The sequence below is a fragment of the Streptomyces rugosispiralis genome, assembly GCF_024505145.1.
GTDB lineage: Bacteria > Actinomycetota > Actinomycetes > Streptomycetales > Streptomycetaceae > Streptomyces > Streptomyces rugosispiralis.
Map to the genome: position 1 here is coordinate 83,841 of NZ_JANIAA010000021.1, position 12,274 is coordinate 96,114.

At 73.8% G+C, this 12,274-nt stretch carries 8 protein-coding genes; 3 read left to right on the forward strand and 5 right to left on the reverse strand.

Features of this window, described 5'->3' with window-relative positions:
* Window positions 1-87 precede the first annotated feature (87 nt).
* On the forward strand, window positions 88-3,648 hold the full coding sequence (gene mfd / locus NP777_RS27405; protein WP_256652858.1) for a transcription-repair coupling factor: 3,561 nt from the start codon (window positions 88-90) through the stop codon (window positions 3,646-3,648).
* Between the two features lie 420 nt (window positions 3,649-4,068).
* Here the strand turns inward: mfd and NP777_RS27410 are convergent, their stop codons facing one another.
* A complete protein-coding gene (locus tag NP777_RS27410) occupies window positions 4,069-5,625 on the reverse strand; it encodes a PucR family transcriptional regulator (protein ID WP_256652859.1) in 1,557 nt (518 codons plus the stop codon).
* 114 nt (window positions 5,626-5,739) lie between these two features.
* Between NP777_RS27410 and NP777_RS27415 the strand changes: the two genes are divergently transcribed.
* Both NP777_RS27415 and NP777_RS27420 read left to right on the forward strand, forming a co-directional pair.
* Window positions 5,740-6,252, forward strand: coding sequence for a hypothetical protein (locus tag NP777_RS27415; protein ID WP_256652860.1), 513 nt, complete (start codon window positions 5,740-5,742; stop codon window positions 6,250-6,252).
* A 109-nt stretch (window positions 6,253-6,361) separates the two neighbouring features.
* A complete protein-coding gene (locus NP777_RS27420; RefSeq protein WP_256652861.1) occupies window positions 6,362-6,724 on the forward strand; it encodes a DUF1330 domain-containing protein in 363 nt (120 codons plus the stop codon).
* Between the two features lie 444 nt (window positions 6,725-7,168).
* Here the strand turns inward: NP777_RS27420 and NP777_RS27425 are convergent, their stop codons facing one another.
* The 4 genes from NP777_RS27425 to NP777_RS27440 form a co-directional block, all read right to left on the reverse strand.
* Window positions 7,169-9,034 (reverse strand): gamma-glutamyltransferase family protein, encoded by a 1,866-nt coding sequence (locus NP777_RS27425; RefSeq protein ID WP_256652862.1) that lies wholly within the window; start codon window positions 9,032-9,034, stop codon window positions 7,169-7,171.
* 125 nt (window positions 9,035-9,159) lie between these two features.
* Complete coding sequence (locus NP777_RS27430) at window positions 9,160-10,215, reverse strand: ABC transporter ATP-binding protein (RefSeq protein ID WP_256652863.1); 1,056 nt, start codon at window positions 10,213-10,215, stop codon at window positions 9,160-9,162.
* Complete coding sequence (locus NP777_RS27435) at window positions 10,212-11,402, reverse strand: ABC transporter ATP-binding protein (RefSeq protein WP_256652864.1); 1,191 nt, start codon at window positions 11,400-11,402, stop codon at window positions 10,212-10,214. Before NP777_RS27435 ends, NP777_RS27430 begins: the two co-directional genes overlap by 4 nt.
* Window positions 11,399-12,229, reverse strand: a complete 831-nt coding sequence (locus NP777_RS27440; RefSeq protein WP_256652915.1) for an ABC transporter permease — start codon at window positions 12,227-12,229, stop codon at window positions 11,399-11,401. The genes NP777_RS27435 and NP777_RS27440 overlap by 4 nt, the downstream gene beginning before the upstream one ends.
* Window positions 12,230-12,274 lie beyond the last annotated feature (45 nt).

Sequence of the window (12,274 nt, forward strand, 5' to 3'; positions counted from 1 at the left end):
GTGGGTGGCCGTACTCTGGAAGACCCCCGGCCCGTGAGACGTGTCGGGTCATTCGCGTTGTCCGCCTCCGGGATGGAATACCCCTTTATGAGCCTCACCGGTCTGCTCGACGCCGTCGTAAGGGACCCCGCGCTCGCCGAGGCGGTGCGCGGCGCCGCCGACGGCCACCGCCCCCACGTCGATCTGGTCGGCCCACCCGCCGCCCGCCCGTTCGCCATCGCCGCGCTGGCGCGCTCCGCGGGCCGTCCCGTGCTCGCGATGACGGCCACCGGCCGCGAGGCGGAGGACCTGGCGGCGGCGCTGCGCTCGCTGCTGCCGCCGGACGGGGTGGTGGAGTACCCGTCCTGGGAGACGTTGCCGCACGAGCGGCTCTCCCCGCGCTCGGACACCGTCGGGCGGCGCCTCGCGGTGCTGCGCAGGCTGGCCCATCCGAGCCCGGACGACCCGGCGGCCGGTCCCGTCTCGGTCGTGGTCGCGCCCGTACGGTCCGTGCTCCAGCCGCAGGTCAAGGGGCTCGGGGACCTGGAGCCGGTGAGCCTGCGGGCCGGGCAGACCGCCGATCTGGAGGAGATCGTGGACGGGCTCGTGGCCGCCGCGTACTCCCGGGTCGAGCTGGTCGAGAAGCGCGGCGAGTTCGCCGTGCGCGGCGGCATCCTGGACGTCTTCCCGCCGACCGAGGAGCATCCGCTCCGGATCGAGTTCTGGGGCGACGACATCGAGGAGATCCGCTACTTCAAGGTGGCCGATCAGCGCTCGCTCGAGGTCGCCGAGCACGGGCTGTGGGCCCCGCCCTGCCGGGAGCTGCTGCTGACCGACGGCGTACGGGAGCGGGCCGCGGCCCTCGCCGAGGCCCATCCCGAGCTGGGCGAGCTGCTCGGCAAGATCGCCGAGGGGATCGCGGTCGAGGGCATGGAGTCCCTGGCCCCCGTCCTGGTGGACGACATGGAGCTGCTGCTGGACGTCCTCCCGAAGGGCAGCATGACGGTCGTCTGCGACCCGGAGCGGGTGCGCACCCGGGCGGCGGACCTGGTGGCCACCAGCCAGGAGTTCCTCCAGGCGTCCTGGGCGGCCACCGCCGGGGGAGGGGAGGCCCCGATCGACGTCGGCGCGGCCTCCCTGTGGAGCATCGCGGACATCCGCGACCACGCCCATGAGCTGGGCATGATGTGGTGGTCGGTGAGTCCCTTCGCGGCCGACGAGGAACTGACGCAGACACTTGCCGCTGACGCGGCGGGGGACACCGTCAAGCTCGGCATGCACGCCACCGAGAGCTACCGCGGCGACACCGCCCGCGCGCTGGCCGACACCAAGGGCTGGCTCGCCGACGGCTGGCGCACGGTCTATGTGACCGAGGGCCACGGCCCCGCCTCCCGCACCGTCGAGGTGCTCGGCGGCGAGGGGATCGCGGCCCGGCTGGACGGCGACCTCACCGAGATCAAGCCGTCCGTGGTGCATGTGGCCTGCGGCTCGATCGACTACGGCTTCATCGACCCGGCCCTGAAGCTGGCCGTGCTGACCGAAACGGATCTGTCCGGGCAGAAGGCCGCGGGCAAGGACGGGGCGCGGATGCCCGCGCGCCGCCGTAAGACGATCGATCCGCTCACCCTCGAGGCGGGCGACTTCATCGTCCACGAGCAGCACGGCGTGGGCCGCTACATCGAGATGGTGCAGCGCACCGTCCAGGGCGCCACCCGCGAGTATCTGGTGGTGGAGTACGCCCCGGCCAAGCGCGGCCAGCCCGGCGACCGGCTCTTCGTCCCCACCGACCAGCTGGAGCAGGTCACCAAGTACGTGGGCGGCGAGGCGCCGACCCTGCACCGGCTCGGCGGCGCCGACTGGACCAAGACCAAGGCGCGTGCCAAGAAGGCCGTCAAGGAGATCGCCGCCGATCTGATCAAGCTCTACTCGGCCCGGATGGCGGCGCCCGGCCATGCCTTCGGCGCGGACACCCCCTGGCAGCGCGAGCTGGAGGACGCGTTCCCGTACGCGGAGACCCCCGACCAGCTCACCACCATCGCCGAGGTCAAGGAGGACATGGAGAAGTCGGTTCCGATGGACCGGCTGATCTGCGGCGACGTCGGCTACGGCAAGACCGAGATCGCGGTCCGCGCGGCCTTCAAGGCGGTCCAGGACGGCAAGCAGGTGGCGGTGCTGGTGCCCACGACCCTGCTGGTGCAGCAGCACTTCGGCACCTTCGGCGAGCGGTACGGCCAGTTCCCCGTCAACGTCAGGGCGCTCTCCCGGTTCCAGACCGACACCGAGGCCAAGGCGGTGCTCGAGGGGCTGCGGGACGGCTCGGTCGACATCGTCATCGGCACCCACCGGCTCTTCTCCTCGGAAACCAAGTTCAAGGACCTGGGCCTGGTCATCGTGGACGAGGAGCAGCGCTTCGGCGTCGAGCACAAGGAGCAGCTGAAGAAGCTCCGCGCCAATGTGGACGTGCTGACCATGTCCGCCACGCCCATCCCGCGCACCCTGGAGATGGCGGTCACCGGCATCCGCGAGATGTCCACGATCACCACCCCGCCGGAGGAGCGCCATCCGGTGCTGACCTTCGTCGGGCCGTACGAGCAGAAGCAGATCGGCGCGGCGATCCGGCGCGAGCTGCTCCGCGAGGGCCAGGTCTTCTACATCCACAACCGGGTGGAGTCCATCGACCGGGCCGCCGCCCGGCTGCGCGAGATCGTTCCCGAGGCGCGGATCGCCACCGCCCACGGGCAGATGTCGGAGGGCACGCTGGAGCAGGTCGTGGTCGACTTCTGGGAGAAGAAGTCCGACGTCCTGGTCTCCACGACCATCGTCGAGTCCGGTATCGACATCTCCAACGCCAACACCCTGATCGTCGAGCGCGGCGACAACTTCGGCCTCTCGCAGCTGCACCAGCTGCGCGGCCGGGTCGGGCGAGGGCGCGAGCGCGGTTACGCGTACTTCCTCTACCCGCCCGAGAAGCCGCTCACGGAGACCGCCCATGAGCGGCTGGCCACGATCGCCCAGCACACCGAGATGGGCGCGGGCATGTACGTGGCCATGAAGGACCTGGAGATCCGCGGCGCGGGCAATCTGCTCGGTGGCGAGCAGTCCGGCCATATCGCGGGCGTCGGCTTCGACCTCTACGTCCGGATGGTCGGCGAGGCCGTCGCCGACTACCGCGCCTCGATCGAGGCGGGCGAGGGCGAGCCCGCGGAGGCGCCGCTGGAGGTCAAGATCGAGCTTCCGGTCGACGCGCACGTTCCGCACGACTACGCCCCCGGCGAGCGGCTGCGCCTCCAGGCGTACCGGGCGATCGCCTCCGCGAACAGCGAGGACGACATCCGCGCCGTCCGCGAGGAGCTCACCGACCGCTACGGGAAGCTCCCCGAGCCGGTGGAGAACCTCCTCCTGGTCGCCGGCCTGCGGCTGCTGGCCCGCGCCTGCGGGGTCACGGACATCACCCTCCAGGGCTCCAACATCCGCTTCTCCCCGGTGGAGCTCCGCGAATCCCAGGAGCTGCGCCTCAAGCGCCTCTACCAGCGCTCGGTCATCAAGCCCACCACCAAGCAGGTCCTGGTGCCCCGCCCCGCCACCGCCCGCATCGGCGGGAAGCCGCTGGTGGGGCGGGAGCTGCTGGCGTGGACCGGGGAGTTCCTGACGTCGATCCTGGGGTCGTGAGGGCGGTCCGGGGGTGATGGCGATCGCGCTCAGGCGATGCGGATCTGGGCCGGCTCATTCCCTCGCATGGGTGGGTGCGCCTGTGCCGGTTTCCACGGGGACAGGGGCGGGCCGCGCGCGACACCCCCGTCGTCGCGCGGCGGCCGGCCCCGGCTCATGAGGCCCGGCGGGGTGGCCGGGCGTGGTGCCGTGCGGGTTGGGGGGAACGCGCGCTCAGCCCTCGGCGAGAGGTGGGGCTCGGCGCGGCCCGTCGTGGCTTGTCCAGGACAATAGGCGCCCGCTCCACCCGCGGCGAGGAACGATGTGCACAGTGAGCACGCCGGGCGGTTCCCCTTCGAACGGTGAGTGCTCTGGTGAACGGTGAGTACGACGGCGAACGGTGGCCGCGCCCGCGCGGCCCCGGTGTCCGGTCGCCCCGTCTCAGAGCGAGCCCAGAGCCCGCATCGCGAGCCATAGTTCGTACTTCGCGCTCGGCGCGGTCAGCAGGGAGCGGCCCAGAACGTCCTCCGCCCTGGTCAGGCGCTTGCGGGCGCCCGGGAGCGAGATGCCCAGGGCGGCGGCCGCGGCGGGGAGGCGGGCGTCGGCGCGTAGCCAGGTGCGTATGGTCTCCAGACCGGCCGTCGGACCGGCCTGCTCCAGGGGGCGCAGCTGGGCCCGGGCCCAGGTCCCCGCGGCGGGGGTGGCCAGCACCGCGTCCAGCGTGGCGATGTGCCCCGGCGGGGCCTGGGCGCGGGCCGCCGCGGCCTGGGGCGCGGTGTGCAGCCGCAGCGCGAGCCACAGGGCCGACTGCGCGGGCAGGCTGCGGCTGACCTCCACGCCCAGCAGCTCGTCCAGATGGCGCATCCGCGCCGCGAGCGTATTGCGGTGGATCTTCAGATGGCGGCTGGCCGCCCCGCCGAAGCTGAGCCACGACCCGAGCGTGCCCAGCAGCTCCTGCGGGCCGGGGTCGGCGCGACGGGCCGGTGCGTACCGCAGACAGGGCGCCAGGAGTTCGCTCGCCCACACATAGCCCTCCGGGCCCGCCAGGACGGTCACATCCACATCGCCGCCGAAGCCCGCGCGGTGCTCGGGCGCGTTACGGGCCACCGCCAGCGCGTGGATGGCCTGTTCGTACGCGGTCGGCGTGTCCCGCAGCGGGACCGCGGCGCTCACCCCGACCCGGCACTCGGGCACCAGCCTGACGATCAGCAGATCCAGTGGCGCCGGGCCTCCGCGCGGGGCACCGCTCACCGCCGCGGCCGGGGCCGGGCCCGGCTCGGGCGGTACGAGCGCGAGGATGTGGTTCGGGCGCACCGGACACGGCACGATCCACGCCCCGCCCCCCGCCTCGCGGTCGATCCGCCGGACGATCTCGCGCCGCCGGGCGGGCGGACACTCGATCACATAAATCCGCACCACCGCGGGCAGCGGCGGGCGCAGCGCCCCGGCGATCCGCTGCGCGGCGGGCACGCTGCCCACCATCAGCAGGTGCAGCACGGCCTCCCGGCTGTGCTCCTCGGCCGACTCGATCCGGCGCCGCGCCCGCTCGGACTGCTCCAGCCGCCAGCACAGGGCGAGGGTGCGGGCGGCGTCGGCGAGCAGCGTTCCGCAGCGCGGATCGTCCGGACCGACGACGGCGAGATACGTCCTCGGGTCGGTGTCGAGCGCGATCAGATGCACCGGTGGTCCCTCGCCCCCGCCCAGCACGGCGGACGCCGCCCCGCGCCGGTGCAATTCGGCGGCGGCGTCGGCGGCGGCGTCGGCCGCGAGCCGCGCCACCGCCGGGTCGTGCTCCCCGCCCGGCCCGGCCAGCACCCGCCCCGCGCCCCCGACCAGCATGGCCGGACCCCCGGTCCGCCGGGCCAGCCAGCCGAGCATCTCCCGTACCGCCCCGCGCCGGGTGGCCAGCCGGGCGAGGGCGAGAACATCGTCGGCGCGGTCGGCACGATCGACGCGGTCGGCGTGGTCGGCGCGTACGTCGGAGGGCGGGGTGTGCATGAAACAGCACATTAGTTCTGATCGCCTGGGTTTCGGAAAGGGCTCGGCCCTGCCTGTGGAAAACCTGTGGAAACGCCGGAGGCCACCGGAAGGGGGCGCGGCTAGGCTCGCCCGGTGTCCACCGTCATAGCCGCCATGATCACCGCCGTCGTCGGCATCCTCGGCACCCTCTTCGCGCCCCTCCTCCAGCAGCGCATGACGGCACGTCAGCGGGTGGAGGACGCGCTCACCGAGGACCGGCGGCGCCGCTTCGAGGAGCGCCGGGCCGCCTACACCGCGATGAACCGCGCATCCCGGCAGTTCCACACCCTCCTCAAGGACGCGCTGCACCGGATCCGCGACGACGTGTACGCGGACGAGGACCGCGTCCGGCTCGAGGAGGCCCGCCGCGACTACCGGGACCGTTACGCCGAGGCCCAGATGATCGTCCCCGAGCGGGTCCTGGAAGCGTCCCGCGAGCTCAATGCGGTGCTCGCCGGGATCGACGCGATGGCCAAACGGATCGATCGCGGGCTGCAGTACGACGGCGAGACGGCGGCGGGCGCGCTGCTGGAGCTGAAGGAGGCCGAGCCCCGGCTCTCGGCGATGCGCCGGATCATGCGGGAGGACCTGGGCATCTTCGACTGAGGCCGGGGACCGGTGCCACGGCCATGACCTCGGGGGTAATCGACGCTCCGGGCGGGGCGCGGCAGGCTGATCCGCGTCCGCCGGTCTGCCTGGAACACTTGGAGGAGCCATGCCCGCCGCCTACGCGCTCGCGCATCTGCACGGCCGCAGCCCGCACCCCGACGTCATCGAGTACCTGGAGCGGATCCAGGCCACCCTCGACCCCTTCCACGGCCGGTTCCTCATCCACGGCGACACGCTGGAGGTGGTCGAGGGGGAGTGGCCGGGCAGTGTGGTGCTGATCGAGTTCCCGGGCGGGATGGCGGACGCCCGCGAGTGGTACGCGTCGCCCGCCTACCAGGACATCCTGGCGCTGCGCACCGACCACATCCACGGCGATGTGATCCTGGCCGACGGCGTGGGCCCCGGCTACGACCCGCTGAAGCGAGCCGAGAAGCTGCGGTCCGCGGACCCCACCGGGTACGCCCACTAGCGACCACGCCGTCCGGCGGACCCTTCCCGCAGCATCGATATGCGGCTCCGCCGCGTGGTGGGGCTCCGCGCCAGCCCTCAGCCTCCGGCACGTGTACCGGTGGCTGATCGCGGTCGGGGTGTCGGCGTGGCGGATGTTTGGGCGGGCGGACCATTCCGCTCCCCGCGCCTTCCTGGGGCGTGCGGCTCCGGCGCGTGGTGGGGCTCCGCGCCGGATTCTGGGGTCGACGGGTCGGCCGTCGTCGTCGTGAGCACCTGTACCGGGGGCCGGTGGTGGTCGGGGCGGCGGCGTGGCGGATGACCGTGCGCGTCCGGGGTCGTCCTGCCGGGGTCTGGGGCGGAGCCCCAGTTGAGGGAAGGGGCGGGTAGGGGAAAGCAGCCCGCCGCAGGCGTCATGGTCCGTCGGACACCCTTAGCCGGCCCGCGCACGCGCCGCCCCCGGCGGTCAGCGGCCCACCGCGTAGCCCTGCGCACCGCGCGGGTTGGCGGCGGCGAGCAGGACGCCCGTCTCCGGGTCGCGGGCGACCGCGCACAGGCGGCCCTCCGACCAGGGCCCGCCGACCACCACATCGTGGCCGCGGCGCCGGAGTTCCGCTACCGCGGGCTCGCCGATGCGGGACTCCACGACCACCCGGCCCGCCGTCATCGCCCGGGGGTGGAAGGAGCCGGGGAAGGACTCCTGGTGCCAGTTGGGGGCGTCGATCGCGCCCTGCAGATCCAGCCCGGAGCGCACCCGCGCCCGTAGCGCGACGCCGAGGAAGAAGTGGGTGCTCCACTGGTCCTGCTGGTCGCCGCCGGGAGTGCCGAAGGCCATGACGGGAATGTCGTCGCGCAGCGCGAGCGAGGGGGTGAGGGTGGTGCGGGGGCGGCGGCCGGGGGTGAGGGAGTTGGGCAGGCCGGGGTCCAGCCAGGTCATCTGGAGCCGGGTGCCGAGCGGGAAACCCAGCGCGGGGATGACGGGGTTGGACTGCAGCCAGCCGCCGCTGGGCGTGGCCGCGACCATGTTGCCCCAGCGGTCCACCACGTCGAGGTGGCAGGTGTCGCCCCGGGTCACCCCGTCCGGCCCGACCGCCGGATCGCCGTGCACCGGTCCCTCCAGGCCCAGGCCCAGGTCCCCTCCGCCGACCGTCGGCTCGCCGCCGCCCGGCCCGGCGGCCGGTCCGTCCGCCCCGGACGCGGCGCGGGCCACCGCGGCCAGCGCCTGCTTGCTCAGGCGCGGCGTACGGCCCCCGGGGTGCCCGGGGCGCAGCTCGTACGAGGCCCGTTCGCCGATCAGCGCCCGCCGTTCGTCGTTGTACGGACGCGAGAGCAGCTCCGTCAGCGGCACGTCGGCGGCGTCCCCGTACCACGCCTCGCGGTCGGCCATGGCCAGCTTGCCGCCCTCGATGAGGAGGTGCAGGAAGTCCGGCGTGCCCAGGTCGGCCTCGGTCAGCCCGTACGGCAGCAGGGCGAGTTGCTGGAGCAGTACCGGCCCCTGGCTCCAGGGCCCGGCCTTGCACACGGTCCAGCCGTTCCAGAAGTGGCGGACCGGCGGCTCGTACGTGGCCTCGAAGGCGGCCAGGTCGTCCCCGGTCATGGTCCCGGCGTTGCGCTGCCCGGACGAGTCCATCGCGGGCCGGGCCGCCGCGTCCGCCAGCTCCGCCGCGATGAAGCCCTCGCGCCAGACCCGGCGGGCCGCCTCGATCTGGGTCTCGCGCCCCGGCCCGGCCGCCTCCGCCTCGGCGATCAGCCGCCGCCAGGTGGCGGCCAGCGCGGGGTTGGTGAGCGGCCGTCCGGCGGCCGGGGACTTCCCGTCCGGCAGATACAGCTCGGCCGAGGTGGTCCACTCGGTCTCGAACAGCTCCCGCACGGTCTCGACCGTCTCCCCGATCCGCTCGACCGCCGGATGGCCGTGCTCGGCGTAGCCGATCGCGTACCGCAGCACCTCGGCGAGCCGCTTCGTACCGTGGTCGCGCAGCAGCACCATCCAGGCGTCGAACGCACCGGGCACCGCCGCCGCGAGCGGGCCGGTGCCGGGGACGAGGTCGAGGCCGAGCCCGGTGTAGTGGTCGATGGTGGCCCCGGCGGGGGCCGGGCCCTGGCCGCACAGCACGGTGGGTTCGCCGCCCGCCGGGGCGAGGATGATCGGCACCTCACCGGCGGGCCCGTTCAGATGGGGCTCGACCACATGCAGGACGAACCCGGCGGCCACGGCCGCGTCGAAGGCGTTGCCGCCGTCCTCCAGGACGGCCATGGCGGATTGCGAGGCCAGCCAGTGGGTGGAGGACACCATGCCATGGGTGCCTTGCAGGGTGGGCCGGGTGGTGAACATGTCGGCAGGCTCCTGGTCTCGTACGAATGCGCGTGCGAGTGCGGGTGCGGGTGCGAGTGCGAGTGCGGATACGGGTGCGGATACGGGTGCGGGTGCGAGTGCGGATACGGGTGTGCGGGCGGGGCTCACGGTCCTCGGAAGGCAGCGGCGTTCTCGGGGGCCGAGGCATCGGGCGCGGTGCCGTCGTCCGCCACCAGATGGCAGGAGACCTGGCGACGGCCACTGCCCTCCGCGAGCCGCCGCAGCACGGGCGGCTCGGTGCGGCAGCGGTCGACGGCGAGCGGACAGCGGGTGTGGAAGCGGCAGCCGCTCGGCGGATCCAGCGGACTGGGCAGCTCCCCGCTGAGCACGATCCGGGCGCGCGACCGCTGCGCGGCCGGGTCCGGCACCGGGGCCGCGGACAGCAGGGCCTGGGTGTACGGATGCTTGGGGTCGGCGAACAGCTCGGCGGCCGGGGCCTGTTCCACCAGCTGCCCCAGATACATCACGGCGATCCGATCCGCGAGGTACTCCACGGCGGCCAGGTCATGGGTGATGAACAGACAGCCGAACCGCCGCTCCCGCTGGAGGTCCGCCAGCAGATTGAGCACCGACGCCTGGACGGAGACGTCCAGCGCCGACGTCGGCTCGTCGGCCACCAGCAACTGGGGATCGACCGACAGCGCGCGGGCGATCGAGACCCGCTGCCGCTGCCCGCCGGAGAGTTCATGGGGCCGCCGCCGCGCCAGTTCGGGCCGCAGCCCCACCTGGGCCAGCAGCGCGGCGACCCGGTCGCGCAGCGCGTCGCCGGAGGCCAGGCGGTGCAGCCGCAGCGGCTGGCCGACGATGGCGCCCACGGTCATCCGGGGGTCGAGCGAGGCGGACGGGTCCTGGAAGACCAGGTGGAAGTCCTTGCGCAGCGGCCGCAGCGCCCGCTTCGAAAGACGGGTCACATCGCGGCCGTTGATCGTCACCTGGCCCGCGGTGGGCCGGTCCAGCCGTACGGCGCACCGCCCCACCGTGGACTTGCCGCTGCCGGACTCCCCGACCAGGCCGACGATCTCGCCCCGGCCGATGCTGAGGCTGACCCCGTCGACCGCCCTGACGGTGCCGGCGGGACCGGTGAAGTGGCGGACCAGGCCGTTGATGTCGAGTACTGCGTCAGCCCGCGACGCCTGCGCGGGCGCGACGGCGGCGGTCATGAGGCGGCCTCCTGTCCGGGGTGTCCGGGGTGTCCGGGACGTTCGCGGCGTTCAGGTTGTTCAGGTTGTTCAGGTTGTCCGGGGTGTTCGGGGTGTTCGGGGTGCACCGGCACCGGATACCAGCACGCGGCCTCGTGTGGCTCAGCGCGCTCAGAGCGCCCGTACCGTTCGTACCCCTCGCGCCGCTCATCCCGCTCGCGCAACGCCCGCAGCGCGGGCCTCTGCTCCCCGCACCGCTCGTCGGCGTAGGAGCAGCGGGGCTGGAAGGTGCAGCGGTCGGGCTGTTCGGTGAGGCTCGGCACCAGTCCGGGGATCTCCTGGAGCCGCCCCCGCCCGCCCTCCGCCCGCCGCCGGCCGGGCACCGGCACCGCGCCGAGCAGCCCGCGGGTGTACGGGTGGCGGGGCGCGCCGAACAGCTCGTCCACCGGGGCCTGTTCGACGCCCCGGCCCGCGTACATCACCAGCACCCGGTCGGCGATGTCGGCGACCACGCCCAGATCGTGGGTGATCAGCACGATCGCGGTGCCGAGCCGCTCCCGCAGGGACTGCAGCACCTCCAGGATGCCCGCCTGCACGGTGACGTCCAGCGCGGTGGTGGGCTCGTCGGCGATGAGCACGGCCGGGTCGCAGGCGATCGCGATGGCGATCATCACCCGCTGCCGCATTCCACCGCTGAGCTGGTGCGGATAGTCGCGGGCCCGCTGCGCGGGGGCGGGGATGCCGACGAGGTCGAGCAGGTCCACGGCCCGCTCGCGCGCCTCCCGGCGGCCGATCCCCTGATGGCGCCGGAGGACCTCGCCGACCTGGCGGCCGATGGTGAGGACGGGGTTCAGCGAGGTCATCGGCTCCTGGAAGATCATCGCCAGCTCCCGGCCGCGGACGTCCCGCAACTCGCTCTCGTCGGCTCCCACCAGCTCGCGTCCGCCCAGCCGGATGGAGCCGCCGACGCTCGCGGTGGGCGGCAGCAGCCCCATGACGGCGGTGGAGGTCACGGACTTGCCGCAGCCCGACTCGCCGACCACGGCCAGCACTTCACCGGGGGCGATGTCGTACGACAGCCCGTCCACCGCGTGGACCACGCGGGTCGGGGTGCGGAAGACCACGGACAGATCCCGGACGCTCAGGGCAGGGGACGCGGTGGACGGCGCGGTGGACGGCGCGGTGGACGGCGCGGTGGGCGTGGTCATCGGCTGTCTCCCTGGGGGTCGAGGATGTCGCGCAGCCCGTCCCCGAGCAGATTGAACGCGAGCGTCGCGGCGATGATCGCCAGGCCCGGGAAGACCGCCATCCAGGGCGCGGCGGCGATGTACGCCTGGGCGCTGGAGAGCATCACCCCGAGCGAGGGGGACGGCGGCTGGACGCCGAGGCCGAGGAAGCTCAGCAGCGCCTCGCCGATGATCGCGGTGGGGATGCCCACGGTGGCCTGGACGGTCAGCGCGGACAGCGCGCCGGGGAGGATGTGGCGGAAGAGCACGGTGCCGTCGCCGCCGCCGTTGGCCACGGCCGCCGCCACATAGTCGAGGTGTTTCAGCCGCAGGGTCTCCGCCCGGGTGATCCGGATGACGGCCGGGATCTGCGAGACGCCGACCGCGATCGTGGCGTTCAGCAGCGACGGCCCGAGGATCGTGGCCAGGCCCACCGCCAGCACCAGGAAGGGGAAGGCGAGCAGGGTGTCGGTGAGCCGGGAGACCACCGAGTCGGCGAACCGCCCGTAGTAGCCCGCGAGCAGCCCGAGCGGCACTCCGGCCGCGAAGGCCAGCGCCACCGCGAGCAGCCCGATCTGCAGCGAGGCCCGCACCCCGTACACCACTCGGGAGAGCTGATCGCGGCCCAGGTCGTCGGTGCCCAGCCAGTGGGCCCAGCCCGGCGGCCGGAGGGCGGCCGCGAAGTCGGGGCGGGCCGGGTCGTACGGCGCGATGAGCGGTGCGCACACCGCGATCAGCACCAGGACCGCGGCGGCCACGGCCCCGGTGAGGGCCAGCTTGTTGCGGGTCAGCAGCCGGAGCCGGGACAGCGGGGCGAGCGGGGCCCGCTCTCGCTCCTCGGCGGCGGGAAGGGC

Excerpts from the sequence above, each read along its gene's own strand:
- mfd (WP_256652858.1), top strand. The coding sequence starts at position 88 with ATGAGCCTCACCGGTCTGCTCGACGCCGTCGTAAGGGACCCCGCGCTC.
- NP777_RS27410 (WP_256652859.1), bottom strand. The coding sequence starts at position 5,625 with ATGCACACCCCGCCCTCCGACGTACGCGCCGACCACGCCGACCGCGTC.
- NP777_RS27420 (WP_256652861.1), top strand. The coding sequence starts at position 6,362 with ATGCCCGCCGCCTACGCGCTCGCGCATCTGCACGGCCGCAGCCCGCAC.
- NP777_RS27425 (WP_256652862.1), bottom strand. The coding sequence starts at position 9,034 with ATGTTCACCACCCGGCCCACCCTGCAAGGCACCCATGGCATGGTGTCC.
- NP777_RS27430 (WP_256652863.1), bottom strand. The coding sequence starts at position 10,215 with ATGACCGCCGCCGTCGCGCCCGCGCAGGCGTCGCGGGCTGACGCAGTA.
- NP777_RS27435 (WP_256652864.1), bottom strand. The coding sequence starts at position 11,402 with ATGACCACGCCCACCGCGCCGTCCACCGCGCCGTCCACCGCGCCGTCC.